The organism is Gordonia sp. LMA484, assembly GCF_058129505.1.
Genome location: NZ_CM176700.1, coordinates 79804 through 97180, shown reverse-complemented (window position 1 = coordinate 97180; position 17377 = coordinate 79804). Strand labels below are relative to the sequence as shown.

Sequence of the window (17377 nt, the reverse complement as noted above, 5' to 3'; positions counted from 1 at the left end):
GTGTCAGGCGGCGTGCAGGGCGGTGTAGCCCTGGTAGATGAGGTCGTTGTAGGGCCAGCCGCGGGGTAGTCGTAGCAGGTGGCGTCGGCCGGTGTGGATGGTGCGTCCGGCCACGGCGAGGATGCATAGGCGCATGCGTTTGGGTTCGAAGAGGCGCGCGGGGTGGTGTTCGGGCCAGCATAGGGTTTGGGTCCAGGCCAAGAGTTCGGCGGCCAGGCAGACGATTTCGAGCCAGATCTGGTTTTTGGTGAACTCGTGGAAGGGCAGGTTGGCCATGCCGGTGTCTTTGAGGTTGCGGATGCGGTCTTCGGCGCGGGCGCGTTGGCGGTGGCGTAGTTCCAGGACCGGCAGGGTCCAGCCGGTGCCGCGGGTGTTGGTGGCGAACGCAGTGTAGCGGCGGCCGTCGATGTCGGTCAGGCGTAGTTGGGCGCCGGGGTCGGGGTATTCGCGGCGCACGATGACGCGCATCCCGGCCGGCCAGGGGTCGGTGGGGTCGGCGGCGGGGACGATCAGGTCGGTGAGCTCGGCGACCTGGGCGCCGTTGCGGGGTTGTTCGTCACCGTTGAACGCATCGCGCCAGGCCTGCTCGGGCAGCGCGGCGATGGCGGTTTTGACGTTGTCGTAGAGGGTGAACCCGATCGAGTACGCGAGTTTCTCGGCGCGCAGGAACCTGAGGAATTTTTTGGAACAGCCGCCGGCGTCGGTGCGGAGCAGCACCTGGGGGCGTTCGGCGGCGGGCAGTTGGGCCAGCGCGGCGGTCGTGGTGTTGATGTGCAGGTCGGCGCCTTGTGGGGAGGCGCCGCCGCGGCGTAGATCGATGATCAGTGGTTCGCCGGTGCCGTACTGGCCGTGATCGACGAACGCGCACATCGGGGAATGCCCGAACTGGCGTTTGTAGGTCAGTTGGGCGTGTTCTTTGAGTGAATGCGCACCGATGGTGGTGGCGTCGAGATCGACGATCACCTGCCCCCCATCGCGGGTGCCGGGTGTTCCGGCCAGCGGGCGCGCCCGCGTCCATACCCGGGTGCGGGCCGCGGCACGCGCGGCGCGGATCGCCGGTAGCGCCGTGCTCAGGTCGTCGGCCAACACGCTGATCAGCCGGGAGAACGTCGCATCCGAGGCCACCGGCCCGAACAGGTCGGGTTGGGCTCGCACGATCGCCACGTCGGCCGCGCAGTCACCGCCCAGAGCCAACGCGATCGCCAGATCCAGCAGCATCAGGCCCGGATCATGGGTGGCCCGCGGCGAGGTCCACGGCGCCAACGCCGCCGATAACGCCTCGTCCAGGCCCGCGACCTGCGCCGCGTCACGCAGCAGCAACGCCCCCGACGAACTCGTCAGCGACTCGCGGCGTTGATCATCGACAACCAGACGGGGATAGCGGTTATGCTTCACCTGCGAAGTGCCTTTCTGCCAGGAATTATTGTGTTGTGGAGATTCAATAATCCCTTGCCAGGTAGGCACTTTCGCATTTCCCACGCCGAACACCCCAAACAAACATGAAAGATCCAGGCTGAGGAGCCTCCGAGCCTGCGAGAAACAGCACCGACTCCGCTCCCTGAGGAGCCTCCGAGCCTGCGAGAAACAGCAGCACCGACTCCGCTCCCTGAGGAGCCTCCGAGCCTGCGATAAACAGCAGCACCGACTCCGCTCCCTGAGGAGCCTCCGAGCCTGCGAGGATGCGTCACGAAGGGCGCCCCCTTCGTGACACTCCGCCGCCCCCTGACTCCTCAGAGAGCGAAAAGCGCCCGCCTCACGCGGGCCTCAGCGCTGACCTCGTGAACGACGGCTCCTGCTGCCTGGCGCGTGCGACGCCGGCCGGAAGTTCGCGCGTGCGGATGTCGTGCTCGTAGACGAAGTAGTCGACCTGCTGTGTGTGGCGGGGCGACGGCGTGGTGTGCCCGTTGTGCATCTGCATGTCCGCGTCGATGGTGCGTTCCATCTCGTCGATCGGCGGCAATGCGTACCGGCCGACGGCATAGGCGCCCAGCAGGCGGGACTGACATTCGACGAACGGGAAGAGGGTCGGCACCGACTGCGCGAACCCGATGAACGCCAGATTGTCGATGCCGGGTCTGAACATCCGCTTGTACAGCCGGATCTGGTTGCCGCGTGCGCTGACGAAATCCGGGTCGAAGAACGGGAAGGTGATGTTGTAGCCCGTGGCGTAGACGATCACATCGAACACGTCGTTGGTGCCGTCGTCGAAATGGACCGTGTCGCCGTCGAGGTGGGCGACGTTCGGCTTCGGGATGACATCCCCGGAGCCCAGTCGCAGCGGGAGCTCCACAGACTGGGTGGGGTGCGCCTCGAACAGCTTGTGGTTGGCCGGCGGCAACCCATAGAGCGTGGGGTCGGTACCCATGATCGGCATCATCTTCTGCAATGCCTTGCGTTGCCAGGACAGCGGCAGATGTGGAGTGGTCCGCCAATACTTGTCGCCCGGCTTGCCGGCGATGTACTTGGGCACGATCCATGCGCTCGAACGAGTGGACAGGGTGACCTTGTTGGCCAACGCTTTCGACGACAGCTCCACGGTGATGTCGGCGGCGCTGTTACCGATCCCGACCACCAGAATCCGCTTGCCGGTCAGTTCCAGTGGCGTGTGCGGATCGATGTAGTTGTGGGAATGTATCGATGCGCCGGAGAACTCGCCCGGGAAGTCGGCATACCGCGGATCCCAGTGGTGACCGTTGGCCACCACCAGAAAGTCGAACTCGCGACGCCGGCCGGCCTGGTCGTCAATCAGCCACCGACCGTCGCCTGCCCGCTCCGCATGGGTGACACCGTTGGTCAACTCGATGGCATCGAGCAGATCGAACGCCTCGGCGTAGGCGTCGAGGTAGGCCTTGATCTGGGAATGGTGAGGAAAGTCCGGATAGTCCTCCGGCATCGGAAAGTCCTTGAAGGACAACCGATGTTTGGAGGTGTCGATGTGCAGCGACCGGTAGGCGCTGCTGTGTCCGTTCGGGTTGCCGAAGGCCCAGTTACCGCCGATCCGGTCTGACGACTCGAACGTGGTGTACTCAATACCGTAGTCGCCGAGCATCTTTCCCGCGGTCAGGCCGCTGATGCCCGCGCCGATGATCGCCGTGCGCGGCCCTGGTGACGACGCCATCACGCCTCCTGCGCTTCCACGGGTCCCACGCCGGACGTGGAGGCGTGAACCAACGACAGGGTGTCGAGGTCGCGGATCGCCTGACATCCGCGTTCGATCATCGTCACGAACATCGTGCTGCCCCGTTCGGTCTCCACCGAGGTGGCCACGGCAATACATGGGATCAACAACGCCTGGATCATCCCCCGGCGGTAGTCGTCCCAGCAGAGATCACGCGGGTAGTCGACGACGCCGTACCCGCGGAGCTGCTCGTGGTAGACGTCCACGAGGTGCGCCTCGATCGAACGACGCAGCGCCGGTTCCAGACTGGTTCCGGCGAAGTAGGCGAGATCGCGTGCGGGGAGGCCGACACCGAGGGTCTGCCAGTCCACCACCGCCAGCCGCTCATCGCCCTCGTGGAACAGCAGGTTGTCGAGCCGATAGTCACCGTGCAGCAGCGCGTACCTGGCGGGTTCGGTGATCAACCAGTCGAGCACGCATCCCATCGCCGCTGCCAGGGTGGTGTGATCCTCGGGACGGAGTCGGTCGCCGATCTTGCCCAGGGTCAGATCGACACTCATCACCGCGAAATCACCCAGGCCGCGCATGGCGTCGTGATCGCGCAGATTGAAGGCCAGGCCGTCGAAGTCTCGCCAGTAAGGATCATTCCACGTCGGCCCGTGCAGTCCGGCGAGCGCGCGGGCCGCCAACTCGGCGTCGGCCGGGCCGCACCCGGCGAGCTGATCCCCTTGCACCGCCCCGTGTTGATCGGCCAGGAGCAGGACGAAGTCGAGGGCGTCCTCGCTGATCTCGACGTGATAGCACTCGGGTGCCGGCACACCGACGTGCTCGTTGACCGACGCGTAGAACGCGCACTCGCTGCGATAGCCGAAGCTGACGGAGCGACGCACCTCGTCGTCGGCGGCGGGCAGCTTGACCACGAAGGTATCCGGCAGCTCAGTGGGCCGCGTCAGATACCGCGGCACCACCCGGAACGTCGCGCCGACCTGCCCGGTGCCGATCGCCGTAACGTCGACGCCGTCGATGGCCACGTCGTGGCCGTGGGAGCGCAAGACCGAAGTCAGCCATTCGCCGGTGACGTCGGCCGGGAATCGCGGAATCGCCGCGACCGTGTCGGTGTGCACGTGGTTCACGTTGTCGCTCATATCACCTCGTATCTGATCGGAAGTCGCTTGAGCCCGCCGACGAACGTGGTGGCGGTCGATTCCGGCTGCCCGGCGAGCTCGACATCACGAAGTCGGGGCAGCAGTTCGGTGAAAAAGCTGTTGACCTCCATCCGGGCGAGCGCGGCCCCGAGACAGAAGTGCACGCCGAACCCGAACGCGACGTGTTTGTTGATCTCTCGTCCGACGTCGAACCGGAACGGGTCCACGAACGCGTCCTCGTCACGGTTCCCGGACACATACGACAGCAGCAACGAGTCGCCTGCCGCGATCGGCACGCCACCGACTTCGGTGTCGACGGCGGCAGTCCGCATGAACGCCTTGACCGGGGTCACCCAGCGGATCATCTCTTCGGTCGCGGTCGGCATCAGTTCGAGCTCGTCGGTCAGCCTGCGGCGCTGGTCGGGATGTTCGATGAGGGCACGCAAGCCGCCGGAGATGGTCGACGTCGTGGTGTCGTGGCCGGCGGTGGCGATCAACGCGTAGTAGGAGACGGTGTCGATGTCGCCGAGTGGTTCGTCGCCGATGGTGGCGTTCGCGATCGTCGACGCCATGTCGTCGGTCGGCTGTTGGCGGCGGCGCGCGGTCAGCGCGGTGAAGTACTCGAACATCTCCAGCAGCGCCGCCATCTGATCATCGGCATCACCGCGCTGGAACTCCGAGTCCTGGGATCCGACGAGTTCCTGGGTCAGCCTCAGCATCAGCGGTAGGTCGGACTCAGGTACGCCGAGCAGCGACATGATCACGTACAGCGGAAAATTGACCGCGACCTCGCGGACGAAGTCGCATTCGCCGCCGGCGTCGCGCAGTTTGTCGACATGGATCCTGGCGAGTTCGTCGATCCGCTCCTTCATCGCCTTGAGCGCCGTGGGACGAAACCAATCCAACGCCACGGCCCGCATGACGCGGTGCTCGGGATCGTCCATGTGGATCAGCGTGCGGATCTGCACCGCCGCCTGGAGCTCCTCCTGGTTCGCGGTCATCAGGACCGGCCGCGGCGAGTTCGTGAAGAGGTTGTTCTGGCGTTCGACGGCCATGATGTCGGCGTGCTTGGTCACCGCCCAGAACGGACGGTAGCCCGGCGCGTCGATGTAGGACACCGGCGCGTGGGCACGTAGGTGGCGCAGTGCCTGGTGGATTCGGTCGTCGTCGGCATACGCCGTGGGATCGGCGACGGTCCGTGCGGCTTCGTCGATCGTGGGTGCGCTCATCGGCGACTCCTGGTTGAGGGATGACGTCGGCATGGTTGGCGGCTCGATGTCTCTGCGCCCGGATGACGGGTTCGCCGGCCGCTCACGGCCCCCGGCGGTGGTCCCCAGGCCGTCGACACCGTGGCTACGATGCGTCCATGGCCAAGCCGCTGATCCCGGTCGACACGATTTACGAGCACGCGCTGGAACTTCTCGACGCGGAGGGAGATGCGGCGTTGAGCACGCGCCGCATCGCGACTGACCTGAGGATCTCGACGCGGACCCTCTATCAGCAGGTGGGCAATCGGGAGCAGTTGATCCGCGCGCTGGTGGCCCGCCACCTGTCGCGACTGACGCTCGATTTCCACACGTACGACGAGTGGGAGACCACGGCGCTGCAGTGGTGTCTGGGCCTGCACGACGCGTTGCGCGCGCATCCCTACCTGACCGAATTGATGACGATCGACGACGGAGATGCCGTCCTGGGATATGTGCACGAGTTGGCGACGGCCGCACGCAGGGAGGGGTTCGATCCCGCGCTGGCCGATGAGTGCTGCCGAGCGCTGGTCAGCCTCACCATCAACCACACGATCATGGAGGTGCGGGGCCTGCACAACGCCGAACTCTCCCAGCGCGATCCCGATGCCGACGTCAAGAACCAGGCCACGTTCGTGCAGTCGATCCGGTGGATACTCGCCGGCGTGAGGGTCCAGACGGCGAGCGACAGCCGACGGTGATCCCACCCGGCGGTGACGCCACGTGAGATCCCCCGAAACAACCGCAGACGCTGGCACATCTCCTACTGTAGCGCATACAGTATAGATTTCTACACGTTCGACAAAGGAGTGTGCGCCGATGACATCGGTCGGTCAGCTGAGGTTCGTTCTCGAGTACCCGAGCGAATTGCCGTCCGCACCCGACGACTTCCTGCACCCCCATGTCGTCCGTGACACCGTCATCCAGGCGGAGGAGTCGGGGTTCTCCGGCATCGCACTGAGCGAACACCCCGCGCCGTCGGCGAAGTGGCGTGGCAACGGCGGACACAATACCCTCGATCCGATTGCCGCACTGAGCTTCATGGCCGCCGTCACCACCGAGATCAGGCTGATGACGAACCTGTACGTACTGCCGTTTCGCACTCCCTATCTGTCCGCGAAAGCGTTGGGCAGCCTGGACATCATCTCGGGCGGTCGGCTGGTGGCCGGGGTCGGCGCGGGCTATCTGCGATCGGAGTTCTCCGCGGTCGGTGTCGACTTCGAGCGCAGGGCAGCACTGTTCGACGAGACCCTGACCGCTCTGCGATCGATCTGGACCGATCCACAGACGCCGGTGAGCGGGCGCGGCTTCGCTGCGACCGGGCCGCTCTGGTTGCAGCATCCGACGCAGCGCCCACACCCGCCGATCTGGATCGGTGGCAACAGCCGGGCCGCGATACGTCGGGTGGTCGAGCACGGTGACGGATGGATGCCGTTGATCGTCGACAAGGCGATGGCGTCGGCCATCCGCACGGCGGCCATCGAGACGCCGGCCGAGTTCTCCGAGGAGTTGGGTGTGCTCCGGACACGATTGGCCGACGCGGGCCGTGATCCGGACTCGATCGACATCCAGGTGATCTGCCCGCCAACCGATCTGGACGACACGGAGTCGGTGAAGGCGGCGCGAGGTTTTCTCACCGATCTCAGCGGCCGCGGTGCCACGTGGGCCGTGGTGCACGTCGACGGCTCCACCCCACAGGCCGCACTGAACTACATCAAACGGTTCGGGGAGATGTTCATCGACTGATCGGGTCTGTGCTCACACCAGTTCATCGCGGCCCCGCGCCCAGCCGAGCGCCCGGATCGAGTTCGGTCGCTGCACAACCACGTTCGCGTGCACGCCGGACGAAGTCCGAGCCGGGACCGTAGAAACGGTCGGGACGGATACGGTTCAGGCCGATCGGCCACAGGGTGCCGAAGTGGATCGGCACGGTCAGACGCGCCCTGAGCGACTCCGCTGCCAAGGCGGCACGCTGCGGATCCATGTGACCGGCTCCCAGTGTCGGCCCCCACCCACCGACCGGTAGCAACGCGACATCGCAGTCGCCCGCCCAGTCGGCGAGATCCGGATAGAGGTCGGTGTCCCCGGCGAAGTAGGTGGTCGCCTCGCCGGAGATGACGTACCCGAGCGCCGACGTCACAAACGGTCCCCGCCGCCATCGCCTCCCGTCGTGTTCGGCGGGGACCGCGCGGATGGTGAGCTCACCGATGGCCGTCTCGTCCCCGGGTTCGACCTCGATCAGCCGGTCACCGAGCGTCTTGAGTGCAGGCAGGACATCCGGCGCGCGAGCGGGCACCACGATCGGGACGTCGTCGGCGATCATGCTCAACGACGGCAGGTGGGTGTGATCGGCGTGGAGATGCGAGAGCACGACGACATCGGGGGCGCGCACGGCCGCTGTGGCCGGTACCGGACCGCGGCGTCGCCGCAGGTGTGCCACGCGGGAGGTCAGCACCGGGTCGGTGAGCACGGTCGTCGCACCATCGCGGATCAGTGTGGTGGCGTGTCCGAGCCAGTCGACGCGCGGGCATCGCGCGCTGTGGTCGTCCGGTGCACCGCTCATGCCACTACGATCGCAAAACGAGCGAAAGGACGCCATGCGCAGTACTGCCCGAGTCCTCGGCATCATCGTCGAGATTGTCGTCCTGTGGCTGACCACCACACTCGCGTTGCTTGTGCTCGATGCGGTGTTCGGTGGGGTCACACTCGATTCGGTGACGGTGGACGGTCATCGGACGACGGTGCCGGCGGCACTGGCTCTCGCCCTGGTGTTCGGATTGCTCAATGCGGTCCTGTGGCCGCTGGTCGTCCGCGCGATGTCGTGGGTCGGGCCGGTGATCCTGTTCGTGTCGGTGTTCCTGGCCGGCGGTGTGCTGCTCACCCTGTCGCTGGTCCTGGTGCCGGTGGCCACCGTCGACCGCACGCTCGACCTCTTCGTCATGGCCGCATTGTTGTCGCTGTTCAGTTCTGTCGTCGGCGGCGTCATCGCGTCCCGTTCGGATACGTCGTATCGGCTCATGCAGGTCCGACGCCAACGGTTCCGGCGCCGCCGGGCGCCGGCGGTTGCCGAGGCTCCCGGCCTGCTGTGCCTGCAGATCGACGGCCTCGGCCACGGCGTGCTGCGTCGCGCCATCGCCGACGGTGTCACGCCCACCATCGCGAAACTCGTGCGGGAGAGCCATCGGCTCACCCCGTGGCACACCGACTGGAGCAGTCAGACCGGCGCGTCACAACTGGGCATCCTGCACGGGTCGAATCGCAACGTGCCCGCGTTCCGCTGGTACGACAAGGCAACCGGCACCATCTCGGTGTTCAGCAATCCCCGCGACAACGAGGAACGGGAGATCGAGCGCTCCGACATCCCCGGATTGCTGTCGGTGGACGGCGCGAGTCGCGGCAACCTGTTCACCGGCGGCGCCGACGACAACGTCCTCGTGGTCAGCCGGATGCGCGGTGCGCGACTCGGTGGCGGCGCCGGCTACTCGTCGTACTTCCTCGATCCGTCCAGTGCGCTGCGCACCGTGGTGCGCATGATCGCCGAGATCCAGCGGGAATTGCGGCAGGCCCTGCACCAGCGCCGCCGCGACATCCGGCCGCGAGTCGGTCGCGGCGGCGTGTACCCGTTCGTCCGCGCGTTCACCACCGTGGTCGCCAACGACATCACCGTGGCCGCCGTGGTCCGCGATCTGATCGATGGACGCAGCATCATCTACGCGGACCTGATCGGCTACGACGAGGTGTCCCACCACTCCGGGATCTCGCGGCCGGAAACGCTTGCGGTGCTGACGAAGATCGATGAGACGATTCGCCTGATCCTCGCGACGGTGGACCAGGCCGAGCGCGACTATCGGGTCGTGCTGCTCTCCGATCACGGGCAGAGCCAGGGCGCCACCTTCAGCCTGCGTTACGGGGAGAGTCTCGGTCACCTCGTCGACCGGCTGTGCGGCGCACCCGAGCGTCCCGACGCCGAGGATCTCACGTCGGGGCTCGACGCGGAGGGACAGCTGTACGCGTCCGCCAGCATCGGGTCGACCCAGCCGACCGAGCAGGTTGCGCCGTCACCCGACCGCCCGGTGGTGCTCGGCTCCGGCAATCTCGGCCTGATCAGCTTCCCCGCCATCACCGGGCGGGCCGACACGGCGACCATCGAGGCCGCCTACCCCGGACTCATCGATGACCTGCGACGCCACCCGGGCATAGGCTTCCTGCTGATCGCGTCACCGGACGGCGGGTCGGTGGTTCTCGGCGCCGACGGCACCGTCGATCTGACCAGCGGAGTGGTCATCGGCACCGATCCGTTGTGCGGATTCGGCGACGACGCACTCGACAAGATCCGACGGACCGACTCTTTTGACAACGTCGCCGACATCATGGTCGGCGGCGCCTACTGGCCGGAGACCGACGAGGTCGCCGCGTTCGAGAATCAGGTCGGCTCCCACGGCGGCATGGGCGGCCCGCAGAGCACCCCGTTCCTCCTCTACCCGATGGACCTGCCGGATCCACCGCAACCGATCCACGGCGCCGAGGCCGTCCATCGTGTGCTTGCCGGCTGGCGGGATCTCGCCCGAGACGACCTCCGCGCAGACGCCTGAGCGCGCTGTGCAGAGCAGAACTGCAGCGAGTCGGCACATTCAGCGAATCGCAAGGTAACCGCTCTACCGTGGTCAGATGACCACCACCCTCGACACCGATCCCGTCGCGCGCACGATCGCCGCGCTCTACGCGAGGGCGACGACGCCTCCCACCGGCCGACCGTCGGAAGGAGGGCGGCACCGCGCATCCGGGGCCACCGCCGCCGAACGCGCCGATGCCGCCGAGGACCGGTACATGCCGGTCAGCCCGATGGCCGGTCGCCTGATGTACTCGCTGATCCGTGCGACCCGACCCGCCACGGTCGTCGAATTCGGTATGTCCTATGGCATCTCGACGCTCCATCTGGCTGCAGCGGTGCGCGACAACGGGCTCGGTCATGTCTACACCACCGAGCTGAATACGAAGAAGATCACCACCGCCACAGCAACTTTCGCCGACGTCGGCCTCGACGACGTGATCACCGTGCTCGACGGCGACGCCCTCGAGACCTTGACGACGATCGACTCCGAGATCGGTTTCGTCTTCATGGACGGCTGGAAGGAGATGTATCTGCCGGTGCTCGAGCTCCTCGAGCCGCGACTGCCCGTCGGCGCTCTGGTGGTGGCCGACAATACCGAGAGCCCCGACGCAATCGGGTATCTCGAGCGCGTGCGTGCTCCCGAAAACGGTTACACCAGCGTCAATTTCCCCGGCAAGGGTTCGGACACGATGGAGCTGTCCTGCCGGGTGTGAGCGGCGAACCGTTGGCAGCAGAGCGCTGATTCAGCTGCTCCGCGCGGCCCTCTCGGTGATGTCGGCGAAGCGTGCACCCATCTCGCGCGCGAGCGCTTCGGCGGCCCGCAGCGGCCGCACCATCACCATGAAGTCGACGATCTTGCCGTCGTCGTCGAAGCGCAGGAAGTCGCAACCGGTGACGGCCAGTCCGTCGACCTTCGCCTCGAACACCAGCGCGTGATCGCGATCGGCGGCCTGCCCGATCTCGCGGACGTAACGAAAGTCCTCGAACACCTCGACGACGGTCCGCAGGATCGCGTTGGTGATCGCCTTGCCTTCGTAGGGCTTGAATGCGACCGGGCTGCGGAAGACGACGTCGTCGGCGAGCATCGCCTCGACGGCGTCCATGTCGCGGGCATCGATGGCCTCGCGGAAACTCGACATCACTCGGTGATCCTTCTGGTCGGTACAAAGACTGCGGGACGGTCAGTACGTGGCGACGCGACCCTCTCGCGGAGCACGGTACATCTTCACCAGAAAACCCGGGACAGATCGAAGCGGCAGCGGACGCGGCCATCCGCCCGGACGGATCAGCGCGTCGGTCCCTCCGTCGACCATGACCACGCTGCCGACGAGGAAATCCGCAGCCGGTGACACCATCATCATCACCCATTCACTGATCTGTGCGGGCGTGCCGAACTCACGGATCGGCAGGGGAAACGATCGAACCTGGGACCCGGTGGGGCTGTCCAACTGCGATCGCAACAGCGGCGTCATCACCGGTCCGGGCGCGATCACGTTCAACCGGATGCCTGCGCCGGCCCACTCGTCGGAGACCGCCCGTTCGCGACACCATCGGGTCACCGCGAGCTTCGCCGCCGCATACGCCACCGGAGCAGACAAACCCCGTCGTCGCCGGATCTGCCGGACGGCGCGGTCGAGGTCGCCCTCGACGAGCCGATGCACGGCCCGTCGCGGTACGAACGGAGTGGTCGTGGTCGAGTTCGACCCCAGCACCACCACCTTGGCATCGCCGCCGGCCGCGAGGGCCTTGCGCCAACCGCCCAGCAACTCGGTGACCCCGAGGACGTTGACCTCGCAGATCACCCGCTCACGACCCTTGGTCGGGCCGAGACCGGCCGCGAGCACCGCGCCGTCGAGCCGACCCTCGGCCAGCTCGTCGACTCGTTCGACGGCCGATCGTCGGCCGGCCGGTGTCGCGAGGTCGGCCGTGACGTCGACGTCGCGCAGGTCGACCCCGATCACACGATGACCGTCCTCGCGCAGTCGCTGCGCAACAGCCGAGCCGATGCCGGAGGCGGCACCGGTCACCACAAATGTCCCCACCCCAGTCCCCTCTGCAATCAGTTCGTACTCACCGCGACGAATGCTCGTGCTGGCGCACATACGTGCGCTCGTAGGCGTCGTTGAACGCGCGCAATTCGTGCAGCAATGCTTCCGGCGTACCCGGCGCGAGATCGGCGAAGACCCGCTTGAGGCGTTCGGCACGCAGATGGCCGTCGTGCTCGAAGGCCTCGATCCCGATGGACGTCGGCCGGATCCGCCGACTCACCTGTCCGGCGACCTCGAATCGCTCGAGGTATCCATGCTTGATCGCCGCATTCACCTGTCGGTTGACGGTTGATTGTTCGAGGTCGAGATCCTCGCTCAACTCCCGCAGTGTGCGCGGGCCGTTCTCGGACAGCGTCCACAGAATGGCGAAGGCGGACGCCTCCATGGTCGCGCCCGCATAGACGTCGGTCTTGCGCCGACTCATCCGGAGGAGTTCCTCGACAAGGTCGCGGTAGAGCGGCGACGGCCAGACCCAATCGTCACCGGCACTCGTCATGGGCTCATCCTCCCCTGTTCGCTGTCGCCAATCTACCCAGCAGTTGGCATGTGCATCATACATATGTACGCTACACACAACGAAGGAGGATGCCCATGAGCAAGACGCCCACCGGCGGTTCGTCGGCCGTTCCCGTAGACGCGGAACTCACCGGCGACGATCACACCGGCGCCGCCGTCGCGGTGGTGGCGGTGCTGTGCTTCGGCGGTCTCGTCGCATCGCTGATGCAGACACTGATCATCCCGATCCAGTCCGAGCTACCGCACCTGCTGAACACGTCGATCTCGAACTCGTCCTGGGTGGTCACCGCGACCCTGTTGGCCGGGGCGGTCGCGATGCCTGTCGCCGGTCGCCTCGGCGACATGCTCGGCAAGCAGCGGGTCCTGCTGGCGAGCGCTGCACTGCTGATTGTCGGTTCGGTGGTCTGCGCCTTGAGTACCGCGCTGATCCCGATGGTGGTCGGACGCGCCATTCAGGGTCTGGCGATGGGCTTCATTCCCGTCGGCATCAGCCTGATGCGCGAGGTCACTCCACCGCGACTGAACTCGATGGCGGTGGCCGCGATGAGCGCGACGATGGGCGTCGGCGGCGCGATCGGCCTGCCCCTGTCGGCGTGGGTCGCACAGTCCTGGGACTGGCACATGCTCTTCTGGGGGTCGGCCGCTCTCGCGGTGCTGATCACCGCACTCGTCGCGATCTTCGTCCCGCATGTCGACGACAGCCACGGAGGGCATTTCGATATCGTCGGCGCACTCGGCCTCGCGGTCGGCCTCTCCGGCGTGCTGATCGCCATCTCGAAGGGCAATTCCTGGGGCTGGGGCACCGGCACCACCCTGGGCCTGCTCTTCGGCGGCGTGGTGATCCTGATCGGCTGGGGCGTTTACGAACTTCGCCACAACGATCCACTGGTGGACCTGCGCACCACGGCGCGGCCCGCGGTGTTGTTGACCAACCTCGCCGCCATCGCCATCGGCTTCGGCATGATGGCGCAGGCCGTGGTGATGCCGCAGTTCCTCGAATTGCCCGAAGCCGTGGGCGGTATGGGACAGACACTGCTCGCGGCCGGCCTGTGGATGGCTCCGGGCGGCCTGATGATGCTGATCTTCGCGCCGGTGTCGGGCACCTTGATCAACACGATCGGCGCCAAGCTGACGATGGCGATCGGGGCGTCGGTGCTCGGTCTGGGCTATCTCGGCGCGTTCCTTCTGATGGACGCCCCGTGGCAGCTGGCGCTGGCGTCGGTGATCTGCTCGGCGGGTGTCGGCATCGGCTATGCCGCGATGCCCACCCTGATCATGAACTCGGTGCCCATCACCGAGGCCGGCGCGGCGGTGGGCCTCAATGCCCTGATGCGGTCGATCGGCACGACCAGCGCATCGGCGGTGATGGCACTGGTCCTCACCAGCTCGACGGTCAGCTTCGATGCGGTTGTGGTGCCCAGCCATTCGGCGTTCCGGTGGTGCTTCCTGATCGGCGCCATCGCCGCGTTCGTGGGTGTGGCGATCGCTCTGCTCGTGCCGGTGGCGCGCAAGCAGAAGGACGGCGCGGCCGCGACCACCCAGCAGCCGGTGTCCGCGGCGCAGTCATGACCTGAACACACGCAGAACTCCCACTTACACACAAAGCATGGCGTGTAAGTGGGAGTTCTGCGTGTGTAGCCATTCACCGGTCCCTGACGAGGTCCGGAGCGCTAGCGCAGGACCGTCACCCCGATCCCTGAGGAGGTCCGGAGCGCTAGCGCAGGACCGTCACCCCGATCCCTGAGGAGGTCCGGAGCGCTAGCGCAGGACCGTCACGAAGGGCGGCCCTTCGTGACGCATCGCTCGTTCCTCGCGAGGCTCCTCAGGGACCGAAAGGGATGACGCAAGCCCGTTCCTCGCGAGGCTCCTCAGGGACCGAGTGCATCGCCCGTTCTCGCGAGGCCCCTCAGGGACCGAGTGCGTCGCCCGCTCCTCGCGAGGCCCCTCAGGGACCGGAGGAAAGTCAGATCACCTGTGCGCGAGGTAATCCGGGCGCGGTCGATCGGCCGCGAACGGCTCGCCGATGGCATTCGACTTCGCGTTGAACACGACGAACAGGTTGCTGCGCGGGAACGGGGTGATGTTGCCCGACGACGCGTGCATGCAGTTCGAGTCGAAGTACAGCGCCGATCCCGCCGGCCCGGTGACCATGTCGATGCCGTGCTCTTCGGCGAGTTCGGTGACGTCAGTCTCCTCCGGCGTGCCGAACGGCGGCCGATACGAGGTCAGCGACTCCCGGTGATAGTCCCCCGGCGTCTCGCCGACGCAGGTCAGGAACTTCTTGTGCGAGCCCGGGATGATCATGAGCGCGCCGTTGTACTCGTAGTTCGGTGTCAGCGCGAGAGATACGCTGAGAGCTCGCGGCTTCGGCATCCCGTCCTCGGCGTGCCAGGTCTCGAAGTCCGAGTGCCAATAGAACGGCCCACCGGCGAAGCCCGGCTTCAGGTTCATCCGACTCTGGTGGACGTAGACATCGTCATCGAGGATCTGCCGTGCGACCCCGACGATCTCTTCACGTGCACAGATCTCGGCGATCACGTCGCTGAGCTGATGCACCGCGAAGAGTGACCGCACATCACCGGAGGACGACTCGCGAACCACGCGTTCGTCACGCCCGAGCCGCTCGGTGATGACATCGACTTCGTTCATACATGCGCTGATGTCCCGATCACTCAAGACATTCGACGCGGTGTGGTACCCACGAGCGTCGTACGCCGACAGCTGCTCTGACGACAGTGGCCCGCTTCCCGACGTGTCACCCCAGACCGTCGGATGGGGCCGCGGCTCGATCTGGCCGGCCTCGTTCAAACGCGTGCGATAGACATCTACTGGTCTAGTTGCTGTTTGAGTTATCACGATCTGCGTTGATCCTTTCCCTCAATCGGCATCTATGCCGTGTTCTGTTGTGGTGTTTCGTTTGTATTGCGCGGGCTTTGGCTTTGCGTTTCACGCGCCGCGCGCCACCCGAGGTTCGCAGACGTCACCACATCAGTGCAAGGCACTCCCGAAATGGCGACGACCTCGCGGAATGACGTTCTCGTGACGACCCGTGCGCACTGATCTGCGATGACATCGTTGTCGGCGATACAAAGATCCGCCTGCGCCGACAAATGAGACATTTGCCACATCTATCGGCCCAGACCGCTATTCGCCGATGTTCATGTAGACGGCCTTGGGGTAGAGGTAGCTTTCGACGTGGTCGCGCGCGCCCTTCCATCCGTATCCGCTCATCTTGGTGCCGCCGAAGCCGATCGCGGGGTCGAGGATGCCGTAACAGTTCACCCAGACCGTCCCGGCGTCGATGGCCTGCGACACACGGTGCGCACGGCCCACACTCTCGGTCCACAACCCGCCCGCGAGGCCATAGGGAGTCGCGTTCGCCAGGCGAACCGCGTCGGCCTCGGTGTCGAACGGGATGACCGTCGCCACCGGCCCGAAGATCTCTTCCTGCGCGATCGTCATGTCATTGGTGGCGCCGGCGAACACCGTTGGTTCGATGAAGAATCCCCCGGACCCCTCACCCTGCAGGCGGCGTCCCCCCGCCATGAGTTCCGCCTCACCGCTGCCGACGTCGATATAACGCAACACGCGGTCGAGTTGGCGTCCGCTGATGAGCGGGCCGAGTTGCGTGTCGGGATCGAGGCCGTCGCCCACGCGGATCGTCTGGGTGAACTGGGCGATACGCTCGACGAACTCGTCGTGGATCGGACGTTGGACAAAGATGCGCGTCCCGGCAACGCACACCTGCCCGCTGTTGGTGTACACACCCATCGCGGCCCCCGGTACTGCCTTGTCGAGATCGGCATCGGCGAAGACGATGTCGGGCGACTTCCCACCAAGCTCCATCTGCAGCCGCTTGAGGTTTCCCGCCGACGCGCGAACGATCGTCTGCGCGGTACCCACCGAGCCCGTGAATGCGATCCGATCGACCCCGTCATGCTCGGCCAGTGCTGCACCGGCGTCCTTCCCGTAGCCGGTGACGACGTTGATCACGCCCGGCGGGACACCGGCTTCCGTCATCAGCTCCGCCACTCGCAGGACAGAGAGTGAGGCGTCCTCGGCAGGCTTGAGAACTGCGGTACAACCAGTTGCCAGGGCAGGTCCGAAGATCCACCACAGCCCGATGAGCGGCCCGTTCCATGGGATGATCCCGCCGACCACACCCACCGGGCGAAGCGAGCGGAGCGTGAGGAATTGCCCGGGAAGCGAATTGGGCGGGGCGGAGACGGCTCCCGCTCCGGTCTGAGATGCAAAGAATTGCAACACCTGCGAGGTCCATTCGCGCAACCCCTTGGTCCGCGACAGCGGGGCACCCATGTCGAGTGTCTCGATCATGGCGAGCTCGTCGAAATTCTCCAACACCACATCGTGGACGCGCAGCAGCAACTTGCGACGCTCGTGCGGGGTCCAGCGACTCCATTCACCGTCGAACGCGGTTCGTGCGGCCTTCACCGCGCGGTCGACGTCCTCGGCATCGCCCGCTGCGATCGTTCCCAACGCCCCGCCCGTCGCCGGGTTGATGACGTCAATCGTGTTCCCCGACGCGGCGGGCAGCCATTGCCCGCCGATCAAGTTGGTCTTGTCGCCGCCGATGAAGGCGGGAAGCTGGTGGGTGGTGGTCAGTGTCATCGTTCTGTCTCCGTCACCGTTCTGTCTCCGTCACTGTTCTGTCTCGGTCGCTGCGCTGTGCGCGC

Annotated in this window: 15 protein-coding genes; 5 read left to right on the top strand and 10 right to left on the bottom strand. The window is 66.1% G+C overall.

The annotated features are described in order from the left end of the window. Nucleotides 1-3: 3 nt before the first annotated feature. The 4 genes from AC4AMJ_RS00410 to AC4AMJ_RS00395 all read right to left on the bottom strand — a co-directional run bounded on the left by AC4AMJ_RS00410 (nt 4) and on the right by AC4AMJ_RS00395 (nt 5492). A complete protein-coding gene (locus AC4AMJ_RS00410) occupies nt 4-1395 on the bottom strand; it encodes an IS1380 family transposase (RefSeq protein WP_489897037.1) in 1392 nt (463 codons plus the stop codon). A gap of 358 nt (nt 1396-1753) precedes the next feature. Then, entirely contained in the window at nt 1754-3118 is a 1365-nt protein-coding gene (locus AC4AMJ_RS00405) for a flavin-containing monooxygenase (RefSeq protein WP_489916567.1), read from the bottom strand. Further along, nucleotides 3118-4263 carry a phosphotransferase family protein gene (locus AC4AMJ_RS00400; protein WP_489916565.1) on the bottom strand — a complete coding sequence of 382 codons (1146 nt, stop codon included), beginning with the start codon at nt 4261-4263 and terminating at the stop codon, nt 3118-3120. Before AC4AMJ_RS00400 ends, AC4AMJ_RS00405 begins: the two co-directional genes overlap by 1 nt. After that, complete coding sequence (locus tag AC4AMJ_RS00395; RefSeq protein WP_489916563.1) at nt 4260-5492, bottom strand: cytochrome P450; 1233 nt, start codon at nt 5490-5492, stop codon at nt 4260-4262. The genes AC4AMJ_RS00400 and AC4AMJ_RS00395 overlap by 4 nt, the downstream gene beginning before the upstream one ends. Before the next feature lie 137 nt (nt 5493-5629). Between AC4AMJ_RS00395 and AC4AMJ_RS00390 the strand changes: the two genes are divergently transcribed. After that, the gene (locus tag AC4AMJ_RS00390) at nt 5630-6208 is read left to right on the top strand and encodes a TetR/AcrR family transcriptional regulator (protein WP_489916561.1); all 579 of its coding nucleotides are present in this window, start codon (nt 5630-5632) and stop codon (nt 6206-6208) included. Between the two features lie 136 nt (nt 6209-6344). Beyond that, nucleotides 6345-7253, top strand: a complete 909-nt coding sequence (locus tag AC4AMJ_RS00385; protein WP_489901062.1) for an LLM class F420-dependent oxidoreductase — start codon at nt 6345-6347, stop codon at nt 7251-7253. Nucleotides 7254-7275: 22 nt separating this feature from the next. On the opposite strand, the gene AC4AMJ_RS00380 is transcribed toward AC4AMJ_RS00385, so the two are convergent. Beyond that, on the bottom strand, nt 7276-8070 hold the full coding sequence (locus AC4AMJ_RS00380) for an MBL fold metallo-hydrolase (RefSeq protein ID WP_489916559.1): 795 nt from the start codon (nt 8068-8070) through the stop codon (nt 7276-7278). Between the two features lie 34 nt (nt 8071-8104). Here AC4AMJ_RS00380 and AC4AMJ_RS00375 point away from each other — a divergent pair, with 34 nt between their 5' ends. Both AC4AMJ_RS00375 and AC4AMJ_RS00370 read left to right on the top strand, forming a co-directional pair. Beyond that, the gene (locus AC4AMJ_RS00375) at nt 8105-10099 is read left to right on the top strand and encodes an alkaline phosphatase family protein (RefSeq protein ID WP_489916557.1); all 1995 of its coding nucleotides are present in this window, start codon (nt 8105-8107) and stop codon (nt 10097-10099) included. A gap of 76 nt (nt 10100-10175) precedes the next feature. Continuing rightward, nucleotides 10176-10832 carry an O-methyltransferase gene (locus AC4AMJ_RS00370; protein WP_489916555.1) on the top strand — a complete coding sequence of 219 codons (657 nt, stop codon included), beginning with the start codon at nt 10176-10178 and terminating at the stop codon, nt 10830-10832. Between the two features lie 30 nt (nt 10833-10862). On the opposite strand, the gene AC4AMJ_RS00365 is transcribed toward AC4AMJ_RS00370, so the two are convergent. From AC4AMJ_RS00365 to AC4AMJ_RS00355, 3 genes are read right to left on the bottom strand one after another with little or no spacing between them, the layout of a single operon-like run. Beyond that, nucleotides 10863-11258, bottom strand: coding sequence for a nuclear transport factor 2 family protein (locus AC4AMJ_RS00365; protein ID WP_489916553.1), 396 nt, complete (start codon nt 11256-11258; stop codon nt 10863-10865). A gap of 42 nt (nt 11259-11300) precedes the next feature. After that, nucleotides 11301-12221, bottom strand: a complete 921-nt coding sequence (locus AC4AMJ_RS00360; RefSeq protein WP_489916551.1) for an SDR family oxidoreductase — start codon at nt 12219-12221, stop codon at nt 11301-11303. Continuing rightward, the gene (locus AC4AMJ_RS00355; RefSeq protein WP_489897553.1) at nt 12190-12663 is read right to left on the bottom strand and encodes a MarR family winged helix-turn-helix transcriptional regulator; all 474 of its coding nucleotides are present in this window, start codon (nt 12661-12663) and stop codon (nt 12190-12192) included. Before AC4AMJ_RS00355 ends, AC4AMJ_RS00360 begins: the two co-directional genes overlap by 32 nt. Nucleotides 12664-12752: 89 nt before the next feature. Between AC4AMJ_RS00355 and AC4AMJ_RS00350 the strand changes: the two genes are divergently transcribed. Then, nucleotides 12753-14252: an MFS transporter gene (locus tag AC4AMJ_RS00350; protein WP_489897554.1), complete on the top strand. Its 1500-nt coding sequence runs from the start codon at nt 12753-12755 to the stop codon at nt 14250-14252. A 399-nt stretch (nt 14253-14651) separates the two neighbouring features. Here the strand turns inward: AC4AMJ_RS00350 and thpD are convergent, their stop codons facing one another. Together thpD and AC4AMJ_RS00340 are read right to left on the bottom strand one after the other, a co-directional pair. Continuing rightward, nucleotides 14652-15539 carry an ectoine hydroxylase gene (thpD, locus tag AC4AMJ_RS00345; RefSeq protein WP_489897555.1) on the bottom strand — a complete coding sequence of 296 codons (888 nt, stop codon included), beginning with the start codon at nt 15537-15539 and terminating at the stop codon, nt 14652-14654. Between the two features lie 288 nt (nt 15540-15827). Continuing rightward, complete coding sequence (locus tag AC4AMJ_RS00340; protein ID WP_489897556.1) at nt 15828-17312, bottom strand: aldehyde dehydrogenase family protein; 1485 nt, start codon at nt 17310-17312, stop codon at nt 15828-15830. Nucleotides 17313-17377 lie beyond the last annotated feature (65 nt).